The organism is Hyphomicrobium sp. 1Nfss2.1 (assembly GCF_965243865.1).
Classification (GTDB): domain Bacteria; phylum Pseudomonadota; class Alphaproteobacteria; order Rhizobiales; family Hyphomicrobiaceae; genus Hyphomicrobium_A.
In genome coordinates this window covers 1,846,755-1,871,154 of the sequence record NZ_OZ251603.1, presented here as the reverse complement: position 1 = coordinate 1,871,154, position 24,400 = coordinate 1,846,755, and the positions used below count along the sequence as shown (strand labels likewise).

The window sequence follows — 24,400 nt, the reverse complement described above, 5'->3', positions numbered from 1 at the left end:
TTCGTCAGCGCTGCTGACGCTGAATCAGCCGGTCGCGCAGCGTTTTGAAGGTCGACCCCGGAGCGAGTTCGCGATCTTCCTCGCCGAAATTCTGCCCCGACAAATCGGCCGATCGCTGCGGCTGCGGTGTTTCCTTGCGCACGCTCGATGAGGAGGACAAGGCATGCGGCTGGTGGGGCTGACGAGGCTGCTGAGCTGACCGCGGCCCTTCGGAAGTGGGCACGTACTCAGGCTCGTGGTTGTCGGGAAGCGGGGCCACATGGGGACCCAAGTCGATACCCGCAGCCATGTCGGACGTGCGCCAGCGCTCGACGACCTGCTCCAGGAAGCCGTCGTCACCCACCGACTTCTGCCAGTGCTCGGTGAAGCGAGCCGTCGTCGAGCGGGGCAAGCAGTGCGCGGGCAGCAGATCGAACTTGATGCGGACGGGCAAAGCAACGCCATCGCCGAAGGCAAGGGCTTCGCGCTGCCCGAGCGAGGGCAGGAATTCGAGCAGGCCTGATCCAGTATCGCTGATGGCCGAATGTACGATTTCCTGATCGCGGTCGTTCGACATGCGCAGGGCAAACACTGTGTTGCACTGGGAGAGAATGGTGGCGTCGACCTCGGCGGGACGCTGGGAGACGATACACAGGGCAACGCCGTACTTGCGGCCTTCCTTGGCGATGCGGGCGATGGCGCGCTTGCAGGGCTCGAAGCCGAGATGGTCGGAGGCCGGCACGTAGCGATGTGCTTCCTCGCAGACGAGCGTCACCGGAACTTTGCCCTCGCTCCAGTGGGCGAAGTCGAAGGTCATGCGCGCGAGCACCGAGACGACGACGTTGATGATCTCGGTCGGCAGGCCGGTCAGCTCGACGATGGTGATCGGCTTGTTGTTCACGGGCACGCGGAACAGGCGGCTCAGCACCTGCGTCATGCCATCGTAGACGGTGAGCGAGCCGAACATGAAGGCGTAGCGGCCGTCCTGCGAGATGGCGTCGATGCGGGCGCGCAGGTTGCGGTAGGGTGAGAGATCGCGCTTGTTCTCCAGCTTGCCCATGCGCTCGTCGATGAGGCCAGTCAGGTCGGAGATGCGATACGGTACGGGCGTGTCGACGGTGAAGCGCGCCTGCTCGGGGATGATCGAGCGGCGCATGACTTGATTATCCCGTGCACGGCCGGCGCTGTAGCGCGCCTTGGCGATAGGGATCAGCTCCTGCAGGATTTCGATCTCGGCCTTGCGCGATGGATCGGAGATGAGCACCTCGATCAGCTCCTCGAAATTGAGGAGCCAGAAGGGGAGCTGCATGTTGCGAGGGCTGATGACCTCGGCCCATTCGGCGAAAGCGGTGGCGTACTCGTTGTGCGGATCGAGCAGCACGATGTGTGCCGCGGGGTTCTGCTCGAGGATCGAACGCAGGATCAGTGCAGTGGTGCACGACTTTCCGGTGCCGGTGGTGCCGAGGATAGCGACGTGCTTGCCCAGCAGTTCGTCGACGCGGATCATCGCGGGGATGGTACTATCCTGGCGGATACTACCAACGCGGACCGAGTGTCCCGGTTCGCCGCAGAAGGCGGCGGCAAGCTCGGCTTTCGAGGCAACGCGCACGCGGTTACCGAGCGAGGGATAGGCTGTCACGCCGCGCGCGAAGACGTTGGCTTGGCCGTTCTCATCGGGCCAAAGTTCGCCCACGAGACCGAGTTCGGCGATCCAGATTTCGCCTTCTTCCTCGCGGTGTGCGGGCACCGGTACGCTAAGGGCCGAGACGATCGCCAGCACGACGGTGTTAGCAGTATCGATTGCCAGAAGCGTGCCCATGTCGGGACGCACGGGGCGGACTTGGCCTTCCTTCGGACTATCGAGCAGAACGATTGCCTTGGAGCCGGTTACCGACACGATGCGTCCGATGGAGCGATCGGCGGTGCTCTTTCCATGTGGAGTGTCGGACATGAAGCGCCGGGCATCCGCAATGTGGCTCACGAGGCAATATCCTGCTGGAAACTATCGGAGTCGGTGTCGGTGGCACGCGTGGGGATGACCACCTCAACGGTGGTGCCCCGGCCCTTCACGCTGTCGATCTTTACAGTTCCGCCATGCAACTGGACGAGGGCGCGGGCGATGGGAAGACCGAGGCCCGTTCCTTCGCGCCAGCGCGTGTGGCCGCCATCGGCCTGGCCGAAGGGAGTCAGGGCGACCGCGACTTCCTCGGGTGTCATACCGATGCCCGTATCGCTGACGGCAATCGCAACGACGCCGGGGCGGCCTGTGGCGATGACGGCAACTCGACCGCCGGCCTCGGTGAACTTCAGCGCGTTGGAAATGAGGTTGGTGAATATCTGGCGCAGGCGCACGGCGTCGCCCCGGATCAATGGCAGATCGGGATCGATGCGCTGCTCCAGCACGACACCTGCATTCTCAGCCATGAGGCGGAACGAGGAAGCCGAAGCGCTCAGCACCTCGCACAGGTTCACCTCGCGCGTTTCCATCACGCACTTGCCGCTTTGGATCTTGGAGATGTCCAGGATGTTGTTGATGACGGCGAGCAGATGGCCCGCGGCGTCGTGAATGAGGTTGGCGTAGTCGGTCACCTGGGTGGACGACAGGCGGCGCTGCTCCTGTTCGGATAGCAGCTTGGAGAAACCAATTATGGCGTTGAGCGGCGTGCGCAGCTCGTGGCTCATGTTGGCGATGAACTCGGATTTCAGCTTGCTGGCGAGCTCGGCCTCGACGCGAGCCGAGCGTTCGGCCACGCGTGCCCGATGGCGCAATATCGCGTCGCCCAGAAGCGAGGCGTACTCGTTCATCAGGGAAGACGGTTTTGGCTTCGACAGCGGACCGCTAAACATCGCCGGATATTGAACCCTTTTTTGCGTGGCGACGGTATCGGGCAGCCGATAACGGGCGGTTAATCGGCGTCTGTTCCTGAGACAAATAAAGTATTGAAGCGCGTGCCGGGGTGGCACGCGGTGCGGCGCTCGCGGCGGAAATGCGATGGCGGAATGCTACCCGCGTGCGGCCCCGATCAGCGGGTCAGGAAATGGAAGGGGACCTGCAGTTCCAAGGAGCCGCCGGTCTTGGCGTCGCCAGGCGGAGGAGGGAACGGCGCGGACCGTTCCAGCGATGCCAATGCGGCATCGTCGAGAAGCTTTGAGCCCGAACTCTGCACGATCGAGCGCGAGACGATCTCGCCCTGGGTGTCCACGGTGAAGCGCAGCAGGACCGTGCCGGTCTGCGTGGAACGCGGATTGACCTTATGGCGCTGCAGCTTCTTGGCGATCTCGCCCATGTAAAGACGCCGTGCGGTGACGTCGGCGCCGCTGAGTTTGGAGCCGACGCTCTGCTGCTCGGCGGCAACCATGGGCGCGACCGCCTGGGCCGTCATCTCGACGGGCTTTTCTTCCTCGACAGGCTTTGCCTCGGCGATCTCGACGGGTGCCTCGGTGGTAGCCTCGGACGAGGTGATGATGTCCTTCAGCTCGGGCTCTTTGGTCTCGACCGGCTCGGACTGCTGCATCTCCTGCACCGGCGCGATGTCGACCGCCTCGACGACTTCTTCGGCGCCACCCAGCATCGCCGAGCCTTCGATGGTGACGGTGAGATCGGTGCTGAAGGTGTCGTCGCCCGATCCCGCGTCGAATGCCGACACCGCAGGCTCGGACGTAACAAATGCAAAGGCCAGCGCTCCGTGTGCGGCGAGCGAAAGCAAGACTGCAATCGGGCGGAGCAACTGCATTGCGCTATACTAATTCTGAGCCGGCGGGGCCGAATGCGACTGTGCCTTAGCCAAAAGCGAGACGCGCGCGTAGCCGCTCTCGCCGACTAGGGTGAGAACGTCCATGACGTCGCCATAAGCCGCTTTCGTGTCGCCGCGGACGTAAACAACTGCGTCGCCTTCTTCGGCGCGGATCTGACGCAAGCGGGGGACGAGGCTGGCGCGGTCGATGAACTCGTCGCGGATCTGGAAACGACCATCGGGTGTGAGTGTCACGACCATCGGCTTTTTTGCCTGGCCGAGTCGCGGAGCTGTCGTCTTCGGCAGATCGACCGGAACGCCGGCTACCATGAGGGGAGCTGCCACCATAAAGATGATGAGCAGGACCAGCATGACGTCGACCATCGGCGTGATATTGATCTCGGCCATCGGCCGATAGCCAACGCCGTCATCGTCATCTGTTTGCGGTAGGTTTACAGACGCACCCATCGGAGCTCAGTGTCCTTTGCTTGCGCGCATCGGAACGACGGTCTCGGAGGTGGGCCGCGACATCTTCTTTGCGATCTCAGTGAGGGATGTGTTGGCGCGCGCGGCGAGGCGGCCGAGCGACACCGACACTGCGTTGTAGGCCATCACGGCGGGGATGGCTGCCGCAAGACCGAGCGCGGTCGCGAGCAGGGCCTCGGCAATACCCGGAGCAACCGTCGCAAGGCTGGTGTCCTGCTGCTGGCCGATAGCGGTGAAGCTGTTCATGATGCCCCATACGGTACCGAAGAGACCGACGAACGGCGCCGCTGAGCCGATGGTGGCGAGAAAGGGAAGCCCCGCTTCCTGCCGCTGCAGTTCACTTTTCAGGGTGCCTCGCAGTGCGCGCTCGATGCGGGCACGCACTGCGCTGCGGTCTTCGCTGCGGGATGCGCCGTCGTTCAGCTCGTCTTCGCCCGAGTCGAGCAGGCGCTTGATAAGGCCGCGTTCGGTGTCGCTAGCCGTGCCGCTGCGGGCAACGGCTTCGAGCCGGCGGACTTGCCGTCGCAACCACATGAGGCGGATCATCTTCTCGAAGATGATGGCCCAACATGCGACCGAGGCGACGACAAGGCCGATCATGACACCCTTCACCACCGGGTCGGCCTGCATGAACATGCCGTAGAAGGAGTAGTCCTGCTGGGCGGCGGCGGCGAACACTATCACTGGCGAAACCCTTACTTTGTAATTTCAGCCTTAGTCAGCGATTTGACCTTGAGGTTGGCCAGGCAGTTGGCAGCCGGGCCGGATGCGGTCTTGCAGTCGAGCACGTCGTTAACGAGGAAGTTGCCGATCGTGTCGCACTGGGTTCCTTCTAGGTCGAACAGCTTAACGGTGCGCTTGTCGGCCCGGACGGGGGCCAGATCGAGCGCCAGGCGGCGTCCGATGACGCCATCCGTCTGGAACAGTACGAGATCAAGTTTGTATGCATCGTAAGAGGCTTGCGTCGGATTGCTCACGACGATGTAGGCGCGGCAACCTTTGTCGGACGGTTCGAGCTTGTTGAGCTCGACGGTCACACCTTCTCCGCTGGCGTTCGACTGGGCAGAGGGCGTTTCCTGAGCGGCGAGTCCCGAGCCGACACAAAGGGCGGCGAGGGCGGCGATGACCGCGGTTGATTTGGACTTTATTGTTTTCATAGGTCGCAACCAGTTCATTGTTGATCCGAACGTCCCGGACGCTCGATGAAGCGGTCGCCTATGTCAAAGACTTGGCGTGGCATCATTTGTTGCGCAGGGGCGACCGTGTGAGTTGCTAAACTTTCTCGACTTCTGGTTGCTGCGGGTGCGATCGCATGGTTGCTCTTCCTCCCTCGGCCGATCTTGCACAGTCGGCTCTATTTTTCGGTGTCGCAGGGGAGCTAGCGAAAACCCTCGGCAACATAACCGGGGATGAGTTTCCACCTGCGCGCCACTGAATGAAGTAACACTGCGCAGACGACCCGTGTCAAATGCGGAAATTAGGGCACCGATAGTCGGGAATAACTCCCGAGCATGTCGGGATATTTTCCCGAATTCGATGCGCATGAGACACACTGCCTCGGGGTTTGTCGGGGCAGCCGCCGCGCAACCTTGACCAGAGTACGGCGGCACACTTTTCTACCTCAGTTAATTACGCCCACCTTCAAAAAATATCCCGAGCAACGGGAAAGTTTGACGGATGGGTGACGACCGGAACGGGCTCGCGGACGGCGGCGGTTCGCAACACAAAGGCCCGGCCGGACAGTTTTCGGTGAGTTAGTCACCTCGCGTAACTGGGGGAATCGAGTAATGCGTTCCGCGACGGCGTTTGCGTCCGTATTGTGTCTTGTTGGTCTGGCTTCGACTTCCGCGCTAGCACAGGAGCAAGGCGGCAACGCCGCTCCAGAACCGGCTTCGGCGGCCGTTGAGCTGCCTCCGGTAGAAGTCATCCAAGACACGCCCAGCCAGAAAGCAGCGCGCGCCAAGAAGAAGGCGCCGGCAGTATCTCCGCTCAGCAGTGTCGGCTCGGGTTCGGGTGGCACGCCGCAAGGTGCTGCCGCTCAGACACCTGCGGCGCCCGTGACAGCCGCGCCTCCGATTACGGTGCCGAGCGCCGTCACCAATGTCACTGACACGGACATCGAAGCAGAAGGCACCGGCTCGATACAGCAGGCGCTCCAGCAGAAGGTGCCGGGCATCATCATCTCGGACGCAGCGGGTAACCCGCTCCGTGCAGAGCTTTCATATCGCGGGTTTGATGCCTCGCCGGTGAGCGGCCGTTCGCAGGGCCTTGCTGTCTACCAGAATGGCGTGCGCATCAACGAAGCCTTCGGCGATGTGGTCAACTGGGATGTTCTGCCGAGCAATGCCATCTCCTCCATGTCGGTGGTCAGCAACAACCCGTCGTTCGGATTGAACGCGGTGGGCGGCGCCGTGAGCATCGCCATGAAGGACGGCTTCAGCTACCAGGGCGGCGAACTCGACATCATGTTCGGATCGTTCGGGCGCAAACAGGTCGGCGTTCAGGCCGGCGGTTCCAGCGGCAACGCCGCTTTCTATGTCGCGTCGGAGTTGTACGAGGACGACGGCTTCCGCGACTTCTCGGACAGCGAGGTGAAGCGCTTCTACGGCGACCTTGGCCTCAAGGGTACCTACACCGAAATGCACTTCAGCCTGACGGCTGCCAGCAATCACTTCGGTGCGACGGCGGCGGCTCCGGTGGAACTGCTCGACGATAGCTGGAGCAACACCTTTACGTCACCGCAAACCACCGATCTCGAAGTCCTGATGCCGTCCATCTCGGCATCGGTGAAGGCAACCGACACGCTGACTTTCTCCGGCGTCGGCTACTACCGCCGCTATAAGAACCGCGTTGTCGACGGCAACCTGACCGAGGCGGACGAGTGCACAGCTGCAGGAATGGAAGACTTCCTGTGCTTGGACGAGGGCACAGGCAATCCGCTCCTGTACAACGGGACCAATACACCCGTTGATGTCGACGATGAAGGCATCGACGAGCCCTTCGGCTCGATCGAGCGCTTGGCTACGACGAGCAGCAGCTGGGGTGGCGTCATCGAGGCGCAGGAGAAGGCGAAGCTGTTCGGGAAGCGTAACCTGTTCCTGGCCGGTGTCTCCTACGATCACGGTGACACGAACTACAAGACGTCGAGTGAACTTGGCACCATTGGCTCCAAGTATGTGGTCGAAGGCTCAGGAATCATCGTCAGCGATGCGGAGAACGAGGTCTCTCCACGCGATCTCGATGCCGAGAACACGTATTGGGGAGTCTACGTCTCCGACGCGCTCGATGTAACGGACCGTCTCACGGTTACGGTCGGCGGCCGCTACAATTACGCACGCATCAAGCTGACCGATAACACCGGTTTGTTCGACGATCTGAATGCAACGAACACGTACGAACGCTTCAATCCGATGGCGGGCGCCAATTACAAGCTGGCTCCGGGGCTTTCGGTCTATGGCGGTTACTCGGAATCCAATCGCGCGCCGACGCCGGCCGAACTTGGTTGTGCCGAGCCTGACAATCCCTGCCTCATCGAGAGCTTCCTGACCGACGACCCGCCGCTGAAGCAGGTGGTGGGGCGTACGGCCGAGATCGGCCTGCGTGGGCAAGGCGTGTTGAACGGGGGAGTGTATACATGGGGCGCGGGCCTGTTCCGTACCCTGGCCTCCGATGACATTCTGCCCGTCATTGCATCGGGCTCTAACGCAGGGCGCATCTACTTCGTCAATGCCGGCGATACGCTGCGCCAGGGCGTTGAGCTTTCCGCCACGTACGAGACGCGCAAGTGGAGCGTCTACGGCTCCTATGCCTACGTCGACGCGACGCTCGACAAGTGCGACGACCCGAGCGGCGAGTGCGCGTTCCTCGAGGCGGGCGATCGGTTGCCCGGAATCCCGCGTCACCGCTTCAAGGCCGGCTTCGACTACTGGCTGACCTCGAAGTGGAAGTTCGGTGCCGACCTCGTTGCAGCGAGCGACCAGCCGCTGTTCCCGAACGAGGCCAAGGAGGACGCCGACGCGGACGGAATCTCGTCCATGCTCGGGGGCTATGGACGGGTCGACCTGCATACGTCGTACGACGTCACCGAGAAGTTCCAGATCTACGGCTTGGTCAAAAACCTGTTCGATAGCAGGTACGGGCTCTACGGCACCTACTTCGAGGAGCCGGCCGAGGTGCCGGTCTTCGGGCGCTCTGCACTTTCGGATCCGCGCACGATCTCGCCGGCCATGCCTTTCGCGGCCTACGGCGGCGTCAAGATCAAGTACTGAGCAAACTCGCAGAGCTACTCCTGCCCCACTGACCACCGAAGCCCTTCTCGTTCGCGAGGAGGGCTTTTGTGTTTGCCAGTTGTGGAAGAAGTGTGCGTGGCCTGAAGGCAACTTTGGGCAAGTGATACACAGTTGCGGGCGTGCGGCTGGCTTGACGGCGTATCTGGCGCGCCATGCAATTCTTTCAGTGCTGCGGTTTGAGTCGCACGGAAAAACAAGAAAAATTCGGGAATTTTTCCCGAATTTCACCGCGTGGTTTCCTGAGTTGCGTCGTTGCGTTGCCGAAGGAGTGCAAACAGCAAAAATTTATTCTTCGAGGGGGCGAGATGGACGGCAGAGGCCTGAGACGGTTGGCGCGGGCGGCTGGCGTAACTGCGTTGTTGATTGTTCCAGCTGGTGCGCAGCAAGCAACTACTCCCGCACCTCAGCAGGCAGCGCCGGCACAGGGCACGCCGCCGGCAGCGACGCCCCCGCAGGCTCCAGCGCCGACTACGCCACCAGTTCAGGCAGCGCCCGCACCCAGCACGGTGCCTCCGGCTGCAGCGCCCAACGCGACAGCACAACAGCCGACGCCGCCGGCTCCAGCGGCGAATCAGCTTCCGCCGGTAGAGGTCATTCAGAAGAAGGCGCAGCCGGCACCCAAGGCCGCTGCCAAAAAGCCGGCACCGACGAAGAAGCAAGTGGTTTCGCCAGCGCCGCAACCGGCTCCGGCACCAGCGGCGCCTCCGGTCAGCACCGCTACACCGCCGCCGGTGCAACTTCTCGATACGCCAGCGACATACCAGCCAGGCGAGGGGGGCATCGACAGCGGCTCGGTGCAGATGTCGCCCGTGCAGGGCAGTGCGATTCCGATCGGCAAATTCCCAGGCGGCGTCGGCCGTGCCAGCGCGGAGGACTTCGCGCGCACCGGTTATACGTCCGTGCCGGAAGTGCTGCAGCAGACGGTCCCGGGCGTCATCTTAGAAGATGCGCAGGGCAACGTGTTCCAGCGCAACCTGCAGTTCCGCGGCTATGAATCTTCGCCGGTCAACGGCGTGCCACAGGGGCTTGCGGTCTATCAGAACGGCGTGCGCATCAACGAAAGCTTCGGCGACATCGTCAACTACGACTTCCTGCCCGACAACGCCATCAGCGGCATGACGCTGATCGGTGCGAACCCGGTGTTCGGTCTTAACGCGCTGGGCGGCGCGCTGACGATCATGATGCGCGACGGTTGGAACTACCAGGGCGCTGAGCTGAACATCATGGGCGGCTCGTTCGGCCGCTACCAGGGTGGTCTCGCGGTCGGTGGCAACAGCGGCTCGTGGGGCGGGTTCATGTCCCTCGAAGGCATCCACGACAACGGCTATCGCGATTTCTCGCAGTCGCGCATCCGGCGCATGTACGCAGACATCGGCGCGAAGGGTGATGGCACCGAATTCCATTTGAATTTCACGGGTGCTGCGAACTTTGTCGGCGTGACGGCGGCTGCGCCTGAGCAGCTGCTGGACCTCAGCTGGAGCAACACCTTCACTTCGCCACAGACGACCAAGAACCAGGTGGCGATGATCTCCGCCAACGGTAGCATCGAGGTGTCGCCGACGTGGTCGTTGCAGGGCGTAGGCTATTATCGGTGGTTCAAGCAGTCGCACATCGATGGCAACATCTCCGAGGCTGAGGCGTGCGATGGTGATCCGAGCATTCTCTGCCTCGAGGGCGAGGAGATGGGCGGCACGGGGCCAGGCGTCAACGCCAACGGCACCATTCCTTCGGACATCGCCGATCCGCTCGGCTCGCTGGACAGCACCTCGCAGACCACCAACAGTTTTGGCTTCTCAGGGCAGGCGGTCAACAAGGACTACATTGCCGGTTACAAGAACCAGTTCCTGATCGGCGCGAGCTACGACCAGGGCAACGTGTCCTACGGGGCGAACTCGACGCTGGGATCGTTCGAACCGCTGTTCGTGGTCAACAGTCTCGACGTGCTGCTGACGGAACCCGATGACGTGCAGCCGCGTAATCTGGCCACCACCAACAACTACGTAGGTCTCTACCTGTCAGACACGGTCGATCTCACGACCGACCTCGCGCTTACGGTTGGAGGCCGCTATAATTTCGCTCGCGTGCTGATCGAGGACAAGTCTGGCCTTGCTCCCGAGCTCAACGGCAACAATAGCTATCAGCGCTTCAACCCCATGGTCGGCGCCACGTATCTGATTTCTCCGGGACTGACGCTGTACGGTGGCTATGCCGAAGCGAACCGCGCTCCGACACCTGCCGAGCTTGCATGCGCCGATCCCGAGAACCCCTGCTTGCTGGAAAGCTTCCTGACGGCCGACCCCCCGCTTGAGCAGGTCGTGTCGCACACCTGGGAGCTCGGTCTGCGCGGCAAGCTTCAGGGGTATAACAACGAGCGGTTCGAGTGGAGCGCCGGCCTATTCCGTGCTCTCAACACCAATGACATCTACACCGTGGCGGCGCCGATTACGGGCCGCGGCTACTTCGACAACATCGGCGACACGCTGCGGCAGGGCGTGGAAATCGGCGGCCGATATGTCGACCAACGCTGGATGATCTATGCCAACTATGCGCTGGTGGATGCGACGTTCCAGTCGAGCTTCATCCTGCCTTCGCCGAACAATCCCGTCGCATTCGAGTGCGGCGAGAACGAAGGCGAAGAGGTCACCTGCGTGCAGGTCAACTCCGGAGATCGCATCCCCGGCATTCCGCTCAGCCGCTTCAAGGCGGGTTTCGATTACCTGATCACGCCGCAGTGGCGGTTCGGTGCCGACCTCACGGCGGCTTCGAGCCAGGTGTTCTACGGCGATGAGGGTAACGACACGGCACCACTCGGTGGTTACGCCAAGGTCGATCTGCACACGTACTACGACCTCACGGAGAACGTGCAGCTCTACGGCCTCATCTACAACCTCTTCAATTCGCACTACGGCCTGTTTGGCAACTACTTCAACCTGGAAGCGGCGAACGAGGCCTCGGAAGCCAATCCCGCGACGGGCGACGACTTCTTCACGAACGCGCGCACGATCACGCCGGCGCCGCCGCTGGTGGCCTACGGCGGTGTGAAGTTCCACTACTAAGTCGGTCTCAGTTCTCCCGGGCGCCGGCGGTCTTGAAAGAGGCTGCCGGCGCTTTTTGTTGCCTGGCTACATCTGGGTGACGTAGGCGCGCTCCTCGATCACGTCGTATTCGCAGACGGGGGCGGTGCCAGCGTTGGCGAGTGTCAGGACCACGTGGGGGTGCTTGAAGCGTAGCGGCCAGCGCTCGTTGGCGAGCTGCCAGATGCGTACGTCGACGTTGGAGCGGCCGATGACGAGGTCGACCGTGCTGGGGCGTGTCCAAAGCGGGGCAGCGATGCCGGAGACGGGCATGTTGGTGCTCTGGCACGCGGCGATCGCGCGCTCGCGGTAGGCGCGGATCAGCGCTTCCTCGGCGCCGTCGCGGTAGAGGCGATCCTGGGCCCAGATTTTAGCCCCCGCCAGCACGGCGAGCGTGAGAACGATTGCTCTCAGCATGGAGGTCAGCTCCGCTTGAGAGGGAGAAGTTTCGCAGGGTCTTTCGGCAGCGCAGCATGCGAGGGGCCGATTTTCGCCCCGGTATGGTGAAGAAAGCGTTGCCCAACGTGTCGCTGCGCTTGTCAGGCGGGAGCCATTGCGGCATGGATCGCGGCCATGTATCGAGCGGGCTTCGACTTTAGTCCCGCAACAGGTTGACCTTCCCGGGGGAGACGTCCCATGAGCAAGAAAAAAATCCTGATCACCTGGCCTCTGCCGGAGGCCGTCATGGCCCGCGCCCGCGAGAGCTATGATGTCATCGCCCACGGCGACAACCCCAAGATCACCGTCGACGAGATGCTGGAAACGGCGAAGTCGGTAGATGCGATCCTGCTAACCCTGAACGAGAAATGCCCGAAAGCGGTGATCGACCGGGTGCCCGAGAACATCAAGTGCATCTCGACGTTCTCGATCGGCTTCGACCACATCGATCTGGAAGCCTGCAAGGCACGCGGCATCAAGGTGGGCAACGCGCCGCACGGTGTCACGGTCGCCACGGCCGAGATCGCCATGCTGCTGCTGCTCGGTTCGGCGCGCCGCGCCTCCGAGGGTGAGCGCATGATCCGCACGCACTCCTGGCCGGGCTGGCAGCCGCTGCAGCTCGTCGGCCAGCGCCTCGACAACAAGAATCTGGGCATCTACGGCTTCGGCAAGATCGGCCAGGCGCTGGCGCAGCGCGCCCGCGGCTTCGACATGAACATCCACTACTACGACATCTACCGCGCGAAGCCCGAGGTCGAAGCGAAGTACAACGCTACGTATCACGACAGCCTCGACAGCCTGCTCGGCGTGTCGCAGTTCTTCTCGATCAACGCGCCGTCCACGCCGGAGACGCGCTATTTCTTCAACAAGGACGTGATCGAGAAGCTGCCGCAGGGCGCCATCGTCGTGAACACTGCGCGCGGCGACCTGGTGAAGGACGAGGACATGATCGCGGCGCTGAAATCGGGGCGTCTCGGCTATGCCGGCCTCGATGTGTTCGCGGGCGAGCCCAATATCAACGAGGGCTACTACGACCTGCCGAACACGTTCCTGTTCCCGCACCTGGGATCGGCGGCAATCGAAGCGCGCAATCAGATGGGCTTCGAAGCGCTCGACAACATCGACGCGTTCTTCGCCGGCAAGGATATGCCATTCAAGCTGGCGTAAGAGATCGCCATGAGCGTCAAGCTCGCGCGCATCATTCTTTATGTTCAAGACGTCGAGCGCCTGTCGGAATTCTACCGGCAGGCGTTCGGCTTTCCGCTCCTGCAGCACATCGCCGGCGAGTGGGCGGTGCTAAAGGCGGGCGCCTGCGAGCTGGCGTTGCACCGCGTGGGGCTTCCCTACCGCGATGCGGAGGGGCGCCCCGGCGAAGGCAGCAACGCAAAGATCGTGTTTGCGATCGACACACCGATTGCCGAAACGCGCGAGAAGCTGATCGCGGTGGGCGTCAGCATTGGCGAAATCAAGCAGTATCCGGGCCTGACGGGGTTGCTGTGCGATGGGCGCGATCCGGAGGGCAATGTGTTTCAGCTCGCGCAGACGGGCGAAAAGGGCTAATCAAAAGGTAAGACTACGGAGGGATTATCGGGGGAGATGGAGTGAGTCGAGGCGTCGCGCTCTGCCGGCTGGCGAGGCGACACAGAGAGGAGCACTGCCATGGAACCTATCGAGCAGACCTCAACCGGCGCCGTGACGCCGGAGCGCAAGTCTTCCTTCGGCGACATCGCCGTGTGGATGCGCGGCCTCTACATGCTGCTTCTGGCGCTGGCGTTCGGGATTGCGCAGACTCTTCTGTGCGTGACAGCGATCGCGCAATTCCTGTGGCTATTGTTCTCGGGTGAGCCCAACGGACAGCTGGTGAAGTTCGGCAGCTCGCTGGCGAAATGGGTCGCGGACACCGCCAAATTCCTCACCTTCGTCAGTGACGAGAAGCCATTCCCGTGGGCGGCGTGGCCTGCCGCGGACTAGTCGCGCTTCAGCTCTGGTCACTCGCCGCGTCTGCCAGCCAACGTCCGGTGCGCAGCAGGCGCGCGTCGTCGTGGCGGAGGCCGACCAGCTGAACGCCGACGGGCAAACCCTTCGCTTCGAGCAGTGGCAGTGATAGCGCGGGCATGCCGAGGTAGGTCCACAGGCCATTCATGATCGGGCTCCCGGTGATGGTGAAGCCTTCTGGCGCTGGTCCCAATGCGGCGGCGGTGAGGATGGCGCTGAAACCGCGCATGGCCGTGGCGATGGTGCGGTAGGCTGGCTCGCGGCCGGTGATCGATCGCAAGTAAGTCTGTGCGTCGACTGCGCGACCTTCTTTCAGCCGTTGAGTGAGGCCAGGGGAGATGTGCTGCGGGGCTTCGTCCAGCAGCGGGCCATAATAATGGGCATTCTCGGCGAGCTGCACGATGCGCTGCCATTCGATGACATCGGCCAGCACTGGTATGTCGATCTCGACGGCGCGGTCGCCTAGGCGGGCGATGAGAGCTTCGAATGCGACCTGCATTTCGGGATCGGCATCCGACCAGGGCGGAGGCTTCACGAAGGCGAAGCGTGGCGGGACAGGTGGGCGGGCGCGCGCCGTGGCGAGCAGCCCTGGGCGGCTGCGGCGGAAGCTCACTTCATCATCGGGCTCAAGTGCCGCCATGCTGTCAGTGAGAAGGGCCACATCCTCAATCGAGCGGCCGTAGATGCCCACGGTATCGAGCGTGTGCGACTGCATCAGCACGCCCGCGCGCGGGACGAGGCCAAGCGTCGGCTTGAAGCCGTAGACGCCGCAGAAGGAAGCGGGGCGGATGATGGATCCGGCCGTCTGGCTGCCGAGCGCTGCCGGGATCATGTGATCTGCAACGGCGGCGGCCGAACCTGCCGACGATCCGCCGGGCGTGTGGCCGAGATTGATGGGATTGCGCGTGCGAGCGGGCGTCAATAGCGCAAGCTCCGTTGTGACCGTCTTGCCAATGATAATGGCGCCCGCTGCGCGCAGGGCGGCGACGCACGTTGCGTCGCGCTCGGGACGACGTCCGGCAAAGATGGGGCATCCGTTTTCGGTCGGGTAGTCGGCAGTGTCGAAGATGTCTTTGACGCCGATGGGGACGCCGTGCAGGGGGCCGACATCATCGCCACGGGCGAGCTGCGCATCTGCTTCGCGCGCTTGAGATACGGCAAGTTCAGGGTCGAGATGCGCCCAGGCGCCGACCTCTGGCTCGCGCTCGGTGATGCGTTCAAGGCACGCGCTGACGAGATCAACGGAGGAAATCGCCCCCTCCTTGATTGCGGCCGCGGCGGCCGTGGCAGAGAGCGCGGTGAGGTCGCTGGGAAGCGGTCGGCTCATACTTTAGATGGCTCCAATTGCGTCGTGTAGGCGGTGTGCGAGGAAGCAGCTGCGCGTCAAGGCGGTATATCTTGGCCAGGTGCCTGGTTCCGACAGCCCACAGCGGGCCGTGGCATTGTGCTCAATCCTCGTGCAGGTGGCTTGACGGCTCTTTGCTTTCATACCTATAGCTGCTCCTTCCGCAGATAAAAGAAGCCTCGAGGGGTGCCTCGTACCCGGTTTCTACCGGGGTGGCGCCGCAAGGAGATGCTGCGGAAAACGTAGAGCATGCCGAGGGGAACGCACATGGCCAACCAGACCGGCCGCCACTTCCTGCAGATACCTGGACCGACGCCGGTGCCGGAGCGAATCCTCAATGCCATGTCGCGGCAGATGCTGGATCACCGCGGTCCGACATTCTGCGAATTCGGGCAGAAGCTCTTCGCTGACGTCAAAACGATTTTCAAGACGCAGAGCCCCGTCATCATTTATCCCTCGTCCGGTACGGGCGCGTGGGAGGCGGCGTTCGTCAACACGTTGTCGCCTGGCGACCAGATTTTGGTGATCGAGACCGGGCAGTTCGCCGTGCTGTGGCGCAATATGGCCGAGCGCATGGGGCTGAAGCCCGAGGTGCTGCCGACCGACTGGCATGCGGGCGGCGATGCGAACGCGCTGGAAGCGCGCCTCAAGAAGGACGGCTCGCATCAGATCAAGGCCGTGTGCGTGGTGCACAACGAGACCTCGACGGGTGCGCGCACGTGGATCGACGACATGCGCCGGGCGATGGATGCGGCGAAGCATCCGGCGCTGCTGATGGTCGATGCGATTTCGTCGCTCGCGGCGATGGACCTGCGCTTTGACGAGTGGGGCATCGACGTCGCCATCTCGGGTTCGCAAAAGGGCCTGATGCTGCCGCCGGGCATGTCGTTCACGGCGGTCAGCCCGAAGGCGATTGCCGCGTCGAAGAAGGCGAAGCTGCCGCGCTCGTACTGGAATTGGGACGACATGCTCGCGATCAATCCGACGGGCACGTTCCCCTATACGCCGCCGGTGGGGCTGCTGTTCGGTCTCTCCGAGGCGATCGCGATGCTGCACGAGGAAGGCCTCGACAACGTATTTGCGCGCCACGAGCGTCTTGCCGAGGCGACGCGCCGGGCGGTGCGTGGCTGGGGCCTCGAGACGTGGTGCCGCGATGCGCGCGGTCATTCGCCCGCGGTGACGGCGGTGACGATGCCAGACGGGCACAACGCCGATACATTCCGCAAGCTGGTGCTCGAGAACTTCAACATGTCGCTCGGCACGGGGCTCAATAAGCTGGCCGGCAAGGCGTTCCGCATCGGCCATCTCGGATACACGAACGAGCTCACTATTCTGGGTGCGCTGACGGGTGTCGAGATGGGGCTGGAGCTTGCTGGCGTGCCGCACGAAAAGGGCGGCGTCGCGGAGGCGATGGCGTATATCGCCGAGACCGCACGCCCGGCCACCGCTAAAGCGGCTTAATGAAATCGCGGGCCAGACGTGATCCCGGCCCGCGCATTTTCTTCGATTATTTTGCAGACGCTTCGAGAAGCGGTCCTTTGACCGACTTCGGCACGTTCGACGGGCCGGAGTAGCCGGCGACTGCGAGCTGCATCTTGCACTTGGTGCCGAGCTTCATGTAGCGGGCGATGACGCAGCTTTTCACCTTGGCGTAGGTGGGCGATGGGCCGAGGCAGCCGATGCGGCGCACATCGCCCTCGCATGCTGCGCGTAGAGCTGGTGTGACTTCGGGCGGGAGCTTGAGCTCTTCGGCAATCGCCATGGATGCTGCCGGCAATGCGATACTCAAGGCAGCTACGCGCGCAATATTCATTAACTTCCCCCTGGTGAGTGGCCGAGGCCATCATCAGTCAGTGGGATGCAGCAAAATATTGACGGATGGGCTGCTGCGACAGCTCACCGCAGAAATAAGTTAGTGCGCCGCGTGGTTCAGGCGGATGCGCGGTCGCTGCCCGCGCGTGTGCGGAAGGCAGCGTAGCTGGCGGCGATGCGCCGGGACGTTGCGTCTGTGCCTGCGGCGTGCGCAACGACCGCCGCTGCCACGCGCTGAATGGCGTGGTTAAGCTCTGCTGAGATCGGCCAAGTGCGCTCATGGCTGGGTGTGGGATAGAGCATGGGGCGGTGCGCTTCTTCCTCGGAGAGCGACAGCTGGAACTCCGCTGCTGCTGCCGCGCTGATCATGTTCTGCTCGCCGGCATCAAGACCATCCCAAAGCCCGCGGCGGACGCCGAGGAGCATCGCGCTGCCGTTCTGGTTGATGCTGGTGCCTGTGAGGTAAGGCGCGGCTGCAGGAATCTGCAGCGCGTAGCTGACAATCGCGCCACCGCATTCGGCGATCTCAATCTCGCCTGCTCGCATCGCTGCGGCGATGGCGTCCGCAGGCAGCGAGACGACTTCCAATCCCAGGCCTTGAGCGACGTCACGCGCCAGTCCGGTGACATGGGTTTTGCGCCCGGCCAGTGTCGCCATCGCTTCGACGTGGCGCGTCGCGAGCATGAGGCTCTGTGATCCGGTATGGGCGGCAAGAAGCGGCTTCACATCCGTTTCGGCCGCAAGGTCATCCCAAAGCGCTTGGCCGCCGCCTACGGTGATCCAGGTCTGCAAATCGCGCGGAGACACGCCTTGGTCGCCGGGCAGGCCGGCGAAATAGGCAAAGGCGCGGTGCATATCGAGCTGGCTGTCGGCCATATCAAAGAAAAGATCGGCGTCGCCTGCGCGCACAGCGTCGGCAGCATTTGCGATGCCGAATGCCGGTGCAACGCGAATGCGGCCGGCGCTCAGGTCGCCGATGTTGCGGGCAAGCCGACGGGCATAGTCGGCCGGACCGGCAAAGCCATCATTGAAGGGGATTGCGAGGCGAAGCTCTTTGAGACCTGTGCTTACAGCCGGGGCTGCCGATGCTTGAGCGGCGCCAGCTTCCGTCGCGACAGCCTGCGTGGCGGCTACGGCAGCGGCCGCTGCGCCGGTCGTTTTCAGGAACTCACGCCGATCCATCGCGTCATCCCCTCGGGCAAGCGGCCGGAGCCGCATGAAAGCTGATCGAGCTGCACTCTACATGAGTGCTGGGCATCCGTCTTCTGACGCCAAACAACTGATGCTGAACGCGAATTACGACTTGGCGCAATCAACGGTGACGGTTGCGCCGCTGCTGCCGATGCTGACGGTTCCACCAACGCCCATCGGACCGCCGGCGCCCTGCTGACCATCTTTGCCAAGCGCGCTGGAGAAGGCGTCGTTGAGGCGCTGCGTATCGCTATCCTCTTCCGGCTCATGCACGGCCGCCTTGCAGCCTGCCGGTGCGTTGGCGCCGAGCTTTACGGGATCGGTTTCGGCGTAGTCGAAGGCGATGAAGTAGCTCGGGTCGAAGACCGCGAAGTTGAATCCTGGGGTGATGGCCTCGATGGGCTTTTCGAGCGGGAGTGTGAAGTGGAGTGTGAGGATGCCTTTGTCGGTGTAATCGAGCCAATAGTCGACGGGCGGGCTGAACTTCAGCGGGTTTGTCCCGACTTTGGCGTAGGTGAAGTAGTCAAACTCCTTGAGGCCATCGATGTTGACCTGCGCCAGCTCTTTCAGCTCCTCGCGATCGAACTTGCCGTCGCCGTTCTTGTCCAAGCCCTCGATGGCCTGCTGCGTGTACATCTCGTCGAACGTCCACGCCTGGCGCAGGCCGGTGATGTTGCCTTTGTCGTAGAGCACCGTCTCCTGCATCGTCACCCAGACGTGCGGGTGGGCAGACGCTTTGGTTGCGGCCAGGGCCGCGCAGACTGACACTGCCGTGAGTACGAGCCAGGATCTGGTGGCGTGCACTTGAGGTGTCTCCGGGTCAAAGCAAGATGCCGCCCGCTAGATGGAGCGGGAAGGTGGCGGTTGCGTGTTCGGCGTGGGTGCACTAGCTTGCGGATATTATCACAATCAGACCATCGATCGGATTTATAGCATGACGGGCGCCCGCTGGACGCTGGGAGAGAAATTTTGCCGCGTGGGGAAGGGGCGTCTGGGGAAACGTTGGGCTGGTGACTGGCTCCCCGCCATTGCGGCCGTCTGGGTGATGCTGCCCGGGATGGCGCTCGCGGGCGAGACGGACGTCGTCGTTACGATCAAGCCGATCCATTCGCTGGTGAGCAACGTGATGGAGGGGGTGGGAACGCCGCTGCTCCTCGTCGACGGGAAGGCATCTCCGCACAGCTTTTCACTGCGCCCCTCGCAGGTGCAAGCCGTCGATGCCGCTGCGGTGCTCTTTCGCGTCTCTGAAAGGCTGGAGCCGTTTACCGGTAAGCTGGTGCGCGCGCTTCCGGAGGGCATTGACGTGGTCACCCTGGTTGACGCGCCGGGTGTCAGGCTGCTCGAGCAACGCCATACGGGCACATTCGAGCACCGGCACGGCGGCGAGGCGGAGGGACACGTTGCAGAGGATGAGGCTGATGCCAACGACGCCGACGCGCACATTTGGCTCGATCCCGAAAACGCGAAGGCGATCGGCCGCTATGTGGCGGAGGTGCTCGCGCAACGCTTTCCCGAGCACGCGGCGCGCTTCAAAGCGAACGCTGACCGTCTCGTCGGCGATATAGATGCACTGACGAGCGAGCTGGCGATCACAACGCGGCCGCTGCAGGGCAAACCCTTCGTCGTGTTTCACGACGCTTACCAATACTTCGACCGGCGGTTCGACCTTGATGCCGTCGGTTCGATCACAGTCAGTCCGGAGGTGCAGCCGAGTGCGAAGCGTCTCATCGAGCTGCGCAACAAGATCCGCGAGTTGAAGGCGCTATGCGTGTTCGCCGAGCCGCTGTTTCAGCCGCAGCTGGTCGCGGCGCTCACCGAGGGGACGGGGGCGCGCGGGGGTACGCTCGATCCGGAGGGGCTCTCATTGGAGGCGGGGGCGCAGCTTTACTTCGTGCTGATGCGCAATCTGGCGAGTTCGCTCAAGGCGTGTCTGGCGCCGGCGCAGTAAGGCTGGCGAAAAAAGAAAAAGGGCAGCTTCGCGCTGCCCTTTTCAATTCGATCGTGGTGCTTCGTCGCTGACTTACAGCGCGGCACTCTTGCCCGGCTCCATTGCCTTCCTGGCGTCCTCTGCCGCTTTCTTTGCGGCTTCGGCAGCGGCGCGGGCAGAGGCGGCTGCTTTGGCGGCAGCTTCCGCGGCTCTCTCGGCTGCAGAGGCGGCATCGTGAGCGCCGGAGCTGTGTGCTGGAGCAGCAGCCGTAGGTGCCGGTGCAGCAGCTGTAGCTGCGGGTGCGCGCGGTGCAGCCGGCTTCTTGTGAACCTCGGCGGTCTTCACCGTGGCTGATGGCTGGTGGGCTTCGGATTTCTTAACCGGCTTGGCGGGCTCCAGCGGCTGCTCTGCAGCAGCGGCAAGACTTGCTTCGTCGGCATTGGGATCGATGGCGTTCGGATCGGCGGCGTCCGCTTCGCTCATGCCGCCGGTTGCCGAAATCTTCTCGACGAGAGACGACGCCGTGCGCGGGCGAATGCTGCGTCCCGGCGTCTTATAGGATGCCATCGTCGCACTGGATGCGCTGCCCGGAGACGGTTCTGCGCCATCGGCAATATGCTCCGAGGAGAAGCGTTGCCAAGTGACCGTCACCTTGGTGCCGACGGGGACGCGCGGATAAAGGTCGAGGACGTCGTCGTTGAGCATACGGATGCAGCCCTTCGACACCGCCTGACCGATCGTCCAGGGCGCGTCGGTGCCGTGGATGCGATACAGGCTGGAGCCGAGGTACATGGCGCGCACGCCAAGCGGGTTCATGCGGTGACCACCAGGGACCCACAGCGGCAGCTTGGGGTTTTCGCGCAGCATGTCAGGCGTCGGACGCCAGGACGGATTTTCGCGCTTGTTGGTGACCGTGGTGGTGCCCTGCCAGCGGCTCTGCTCGCGCGGCACGGCGATCGGGTAGCTGATGGCGACTCCCGGCTGGTTGATGAGGTACAGCCGCCGGTCGCCGAAGCTGACAATGATCTGGCCCGACGTGTATTTGGGGTCGAAGGATACGGTCTGCTTGCTGCCGCCCCATTCCTGACCGCCGCCCCAAAGGAATTCGAACAGGCCCTGCGCTTGCGCATGCTGGGTCGTGAACGTGGAAGCGGTGGCAACGAGGGCTGCCAGGGCAATAGAACTCATCAGACTGCGAGACGTCATTACTGAATGTCTCCGGGGTTAGTTTCGCTCGCGGGGAGCTTGCGACCATAAGGTGAAGGCATCGTATATAGCAGTCTCATTTCTCGACGGCAGAGCAGGCGGGCCACACTGTGTTCGCATCCGCACCCGGACGGGATCTTTGATGGGTTTTTCTGGCGACTGTCGCATTAGTGCACGGCCAAGAGCCTGATTTTCCATCACTTCCGCGCCTGTTGGTGCGGCAGTCAGGCTGCAGGCCGAATCGATTCGCCTGTGTGCAACCCCTTTGTTGTGGAGAATCTGTGCATCACTCCAGTGTGCTTGCGCAGCCTTTTTGAGCGCTTTTTGTTCCTGTTTTGATCTTGACGTGAACGTGCTGGTCATTTAGAACAAACGACGAACGCGATGACGTGTCATCGCCACGTTTGGTGCGAGAGCGTTCCAGTGGATCAGTCAGCCTCATCCCCCACCCCACCGTCCGGCTGTCTGCCCTGGGTCTCGCGGTCAGAGCCTGGCCCCAGTGCGTGTTCGCGTAGCGAGTTGCGTGGCGTAGGGCCTAGGAGCTCTTGCCCGAACCGGAATGGCGAGTCCCTCCTCGCCGTTCCGGAGGGCGGCATTTCGGGAAAGCCTGGGTCACTCCTGCCCGCGCTGGATGGCAGACAGGAGGTGCTGGCGCGGTTGCGGGCGAGCATCCATGCGATGGAGCGCGGCGCGCCTGAGCTGCAGGCGGTCGATGATCCGCAGACGCGCAGCGGCTGGACTTTAGGTGTTCGAGAGTTCGATCGCCGGCTGGGCGGAGGCCTCGATCCAGCCTCCTTGCATGAAGTGAAGACGGTGCCACGCGGCGCGGGTGCAACGGCAGGCGACTGGGCGGCAGCGCTCGGCTTTGCGTTGCGGCTTACGGCGCGGCGTGTGGAAAGCCTGGCGGGCGTGCAGTCCGCCTCGGCGCCGGTGTTGTGGTGCTGGTCATCGCAATTCGCACGTGAGTTCGGCGCGCCATATGGCGGTGGTCTTTCCGCCTTGGGTTTTGCGCCGTCGGATTGGCTGTTCGTGGAGACGGCGCGAGCGAGCGAAGCCTTGTGGGCGATGGAAGAAGGCCTGCGCTCACAGAGCCTGGCGCTGGTGATCGGGGTTATCAGTGAAGTCGAGCTGACGCCTGCCCGGCGCCTCAGTCTCGCTGCGGCAGAGCACGCAACGCCGTGCCTTCTCGTTACCGATCCGCGGCTGTCTCCTGCCGGCTCCACAGCCACGCGCTGGCGCATCGAGGCGTGTTCCAGCGGCAGGCATCCCTTCAATGCATCGGCACCTGGAGCGCAGCGCTACGGCGTTGTGCTGGAGCGCTGCCGACATCGCCCAATGACGCACGAGCATCATCCTCTTTGGTTGGAATGGTCGGATGAAACGCATCGTTTCCATATGGCTGCCGCTCTGGCCGATCGAGCGTCTGAAGCGCGCGCAGCCGGCGCTCGTTCCCGATGATGCAGCGCTTGCCCTCGTCGAGGCAGGCGCCAACGGAATCCGCATAACCGCCGTCACCCCGCAGGCGGCGGCTAAAGGCGTGCGCATCGGCCAGGCCCTCGCCGATGCGCGCGCCGTCTTTCCCGAACTGATGACGCAGCAGGCCGATCCGCGCCGGGATCGCAGCGCTCTGATGCGCCTTGCGCGCTGGTGCGGCCGTTATGGTCCGAACAGAAACATCGACGGCGAGGATGGGCTATGGATCGACATCACGGGGGTGGCGCATCTGTTCGGCGGGGAAGAGCAGCTGCTGAACGATATCGCCACGCGTTTGCGCCGGTTCTCGCTGACAGCGCGCGTCGGCCTTGCCGATACGCTTGGCGCGGCGCATGCCTTGGCGCGCTTTGCGCCGTCGACGCCCGCGGTCGCTGGGGAGGGGCGAACTGAGCCGTCTTTGGCGCGCTTGCCTGTCGAGGCTTTGCGCCTAGTGCCGGATTCGGTGCTGCTGTTGAAGCGTCTTGGTCTGCGGCGGATCGGTGATCTTTACCACCTGCCGCGGGCGGCGCTGGGGCGCAGGTTCCGCTCGGCGAAGGGTGTCGAAGCTGTGCTGACACGTCTCGATCAGGCGCTGGGCGTGCGGGGTGAACCATGCAAGCCACTGTTGGAGCCACCGGCACTTTATGTGCAGCGCTCCTGGCCTGATCCGCTGATCGCGTCGGAGCAGCTGCAATCCGAGATGCGGCTGCTCACCAAGGAGCTTTGCGTGCATCTCTCCGCTCGCGGGCTGGGCGCGCGGCGCTTGGCGCTGTCGCTCTACCGGGCCGACGGCAGTGTTGCCGAGGTGCGCGCGGGGCTCAGCCAGCCATCATGGGCGCCTGAGCACATGGCGGACTTGCTGCTCGAGAAGATCGCCGTGCTCGATGCCGGCTTTGGTGTCGATGTGATGGTGCTGGCTGCCGTGCAGGTCGAGAGGCCGGGCCTTCAGCAGGAGACACTTGCAACACGTCTTACCCATGAGGCGCGTGCGGAGGCATCAGAGCTCGTCGACAGGCTGACGAACAGATTGGGTGCAGCGCGCGTCAGCCGGATCGTGGCGCGTGAAAGCCATATCCCGGAGCGAGCACAGGCGCGGGTTGCTGCCCTCGCGCGTCAGCAGCCAGGCACCTGGCTGCAGAGTAAATGTCCGGTGCCGCCGCCGCTGTTGCTGCCAACTCCCGAGCCGATCGGGGTCGTCGCCGAGGTACCGGAAGGGCCGCCGGCGAGTTTTACCTGGCGACGGGTGGAGCGGCGCATCGTGCGTGCAGAAGGTCCGCAACGCGTGGCTCCGGAATGGTGGGATGAGATCACCACGAAGAAGAGCGGCACGCGCGATTACTACCGCATCGAGGATGAAGGGGGCGCGGGCTACTGGGTGTTTCGCGAGGGGCTTTACGGGCGCGGGGAAGAGGAGCTGCCGCGCTGGTTCCTGCATGGGCTCTATGGGTGAG

The 24,400-nt window shown here is 63.3% G+C and carries 21 protein-coding genes; 9 read left to right on the top strand and 12 right to left on the bottom strand.

Annotated elements, in window-relative coordinates:
• Positions 1-4 precede the first annotated feature (4 nt).
• The 6 genes from ACP15D_RS09165 to ACP15D_RS09140 all read right to left on the bottom strand — a co-directional run bounded on the left by ACP15D_RS09165 (position 5) and on the right by ACP15D_RS09140 (position 5,356).
• Positions 5-1,960, bottom strand: coding sequence for an ATP-binding protein (locus ACP15D_RS09165; RefSeq protein ID WP_424957220.1), 1,956 nt, complete (start codon positions 1,958-1,960; stop codon positions 5-7).
• Positions 1,957-2,784: a sensor histidine kinase gene (locus ACP15D_RS09160; protein WP_424957219.1), complete on the bottom strand. Its 828-nt coding sequence runs from the start codon at positions 2,782-2,784 to the stop codon at positions 1,957-1,959. The genes ACP15D_RS09165 and ACP15D_RS09160 overlap by 4 nt, the downstream gene beginning before the upstream one ends.
• A 218-nt stretch (positions 2,785-3,002) precedes the next feature.
• Positions 3,003-3,713: a TonB family protein gene (locus tag ACP15D_RS09155; RefSeq protein WP_424957218.1), complete on the bottom strand. Its 711-nt coding sequence runs from the start codon at positions 3,711-3,713 to the stop codon at positions 3,003-3,005.
• Between the two features lie 9 nt (positions 3,714-3,722).
• Entirely contained in the window at positions 3,723-4,121 is a 399-nt protein-coding gene (locus tag ACP15D_RS09150; protein WP_424957217.1) for an ExbD/TolR family protein, read from the bottom strand.
• Between the two features lie 66 nt (positions 4,122-4,187).
• Entirely contained in the window at positions 4,188-4,835 is a 648-nt protein-coding gene (locus ACP15D_RS09145) for a MotA/TolQ/ExbB proton channel family protein (protein ID WP_424959202.1), read from the bottom strand.
• Positions 4,836-4,894: 59 nt separating this feature from the next.
• On the bottom strand, positions 4,895-5,356 hold the full coding sequence (locus ACP15D_RS09140; protein ID WP_424957216.1) for a hypothetical protein: 462 nt from the start codon (positions 5,354-5,356) through the stop codon (positions 4,895-4,897).
• A 630-nt stretch (positions 5,357-5,986) separates the two neighbouring features.
• On the opposite strand from ACP15D_RS09140, the gene ACP15D_RS09135 reads away from it, so the two are divergent.
• Together ACP15D_RS09135 and ACP15D_RS09130 are read left to right on the top strand one after the other, a co-directional pair.
• Entirely contained in the window at positions 5,987-8,467 is a 2,481-nt protein-coding gene (locus ACP15D_RS09135; protein WP_424957215.1) for a TonB-dependent receptor, read from the top strand.
• Between the two features lie 326 nt (positions 8,468-8,793).
• The gene (locus ACP15D_RS09130; protein ID WP_424957214.1) at positions 8,794-11,544 is read left to right on the top strand and encodes a TonB-dependent receptor; all 2,751 of its coding nucleotides are present in this window, start codon (positions 8,794-8,796) and stop codon (positions 11,542-11,544) included.
• 66 nt (positions 11,545-11,610) lie between these two features.
• Here the strand turns inward: ACP15D_RS09130 and ACP15D_RS09125 are convergent, their stop codons facing one another.
• The gene (locus tag ACP15D_RS09125; protein ID WP_424957213.1) at positions 11,611-11,979 is read right to left on the bottom strand and encodes a hypothetical protein; all 369 of its coding nucleotides are present in this window, start codon (positions 11,977-11,979) and stop codon (positions 11,611-11,613) included.
• A 219-nt stretch (positions 11,980-12,198) separates the two neighbouring features.
• On the opposite strand from ACP15D_RS09125, the gene ACP15D_RS09120 reads away from it, so the two are divergent.
• From ACP15D_RS09120 to ACP15D_RS09110, 3 genes are all read left to right on the top strand, one after another.
• Positions 12,199-13,167, top strand: coding sequence for a 2-hydroxyacid dehydrogenase (locus ACP15D_RS09120; RefSeq protein ID WP_424957212.1), 969 nt, complete (start codon positions 12,199-12,201; stop codon positions 13,165-13,167).
• A 9-nt stretch (positions 13,168-13,176) separates the two neighbouring features.
• Positions 13,177-13,560, top strand: coding sequence for a VOC family protein (locus ACP15D_RS09115; RefSeq protein ID WP_424957211.1), 384 nt, complete (start codon positions 13,177-13,179; stop codon positions 13,558-13,560).
• Between the two features lie 99 nt (positions 13,561-13,659).
• On the top strand, positions 13,660-13,971 hold the full coding sequence (locus tag ACP15D_RS09110; RefSeq protein ID WP_424957210.1) for a DUF4389 domain-containing protein: 312 nt from the start codon (positions 13,660-13,662) through the stop codon (positions 13,969-13,971).
• A 7-nt stretch (positions 13,972-13,978) separates the two neighbouring features.
• Here ACP15D_RS09110 and ACP15D_RS09105 read toward each other — a convergent pair whose 3' ends face one another.
• Positions 13,979-15,322, bottom strand: coding sequence for an amidase (locus ACP15D_RS09105; RefSeq protein WP_424957209.1), 1,344 nt, complete (start codon positions 15,320-15,322; stop codon positions 13,979-13,981).
• A gap of 285 nt (positions 15,323-15,607) precedes the next feature.
• Here ACP15D_RS09105 and ACP15D_RS09100 point away from each other — a divergent pair, with 285 nt between their 5' ends.
• A complete protein-coding gene (locus ACP15D_RS09100) occupies positions 15,608-16,801 on the top strand; it encodes a pyridoxal-phosphate-dependent aminotransferase family protein (RefSeq protein ID WP_424957208.1) in 1,194 nt (397 codons plus the stop codon).
• A gap of 46 nt (positions 16,802-16,847) precedes the next feature.
• Here ACP15D_RS09100 and ACP15D_RS09095 read toward each other — a convergent pair whose 3' ends face one another.
• The 3 genes from ACP15D_RS09095 to ACP15D_RS09085 all read right to left on the bottom strand — a co-directional run bounded on the left by ACP15D_RS09095 (position 16,848) and on the right by ACP15D_RS09085 (position 19,147).
• Complete coding sequence (locus ACP15D_RS09095; protein ID WP_424957207.1) at positions 16,848-17,153, bottom strand: hypothetical protein; 306 nt, start codon at positions 17,151-17,153, stop codon at positions 16,848-16,850.
• A 116-nt stretch (positions 17,154-17,269) separates the two neighbouring features.
• Positions 17,270-18,334 carry a twin-arginine translocation signal domain-containing protein gene (locus ACP15D_RS09090; protein ID WP_424957206.1) on the bottom strand — a complete coding sequence of 355 codons (1,065 nt, stop codon included), beginning with the start codon at positions 18,332-18,334 and terminating at the stop codon, positions 17,270-17,272.
• Positions 18,335-18,448: 114 nt separating this feature from the next.
• On the bottom strand, positions 18,449-19,147 hold the full coding sequence (locus ACP15D_RS09085; protein WP_424957205.1) for a DUF1007 family protein: 699 nt from the start codon (positions 19,145-19,147) through the stop codon (positions 18,449-18,451).
• Between the two features lie 241 nt (positions 19,148-19,388).
• Between ACP15D_RS09085 and ACP15D_RS09080 the strand changes: the two genes are divergently transcribed.
• Positions 19,389-20,291 (top strand): zinc ABC transporter substrate-binding protein, encoded by a 903-nt coding sequence (locus tag ACP15D_RS09080; protein ID WP_424959201.1) that lies wholly within the window; start codon positions 19,389-19,391, stop codon positions 20,289-20,291.
• A 72-nt stretch (positions 20,292-20,363) separates the two neighbouring features.
• Here the strand turns inward: ACP15D_RS09080 and ACP15D_RS09075 are convergent, their stop codons facing one another.
• On the bottom strand, positions 20,364-21,476 hold the full coding sequence (locus tag ACP15D_RS09075) for a L,D-transpeptidase (protein ID WP_424957204.1): 1,113 nt from the start codon (positions 21,474-21,476) through the stop codon (positions 20,364-20,366).
• Between the two features lie 645 nt (positions 21,477-22,121).
• Between ACP15D_RS09075 and ACP15D_RS09070 the strand changes: the two genes are divergently transcribed.
• Entirely contained in the window at positions 22,122-22,934 is an 813-nt protein-coding gene (locus ACP15D_RS09070) for an ImuA family protein (RefSeq protein WP_424957203.1), read from the top strand.
• A complete protein-coding gene (locus ACP15D_RS09065) occupies positions 22,852-24,399 on the top strand; it encodes a Y-family DNA polymerase (protein WP_424957202.1) in 1,548 nt (515 codons plus the stop codon). Before ACP15D_RS09070 ends, ACP15D_RS09065 begins: the two co-directional genes overlap by 83 nt.
• Position 24,400 lies beyond the last annotated feature (1 nt).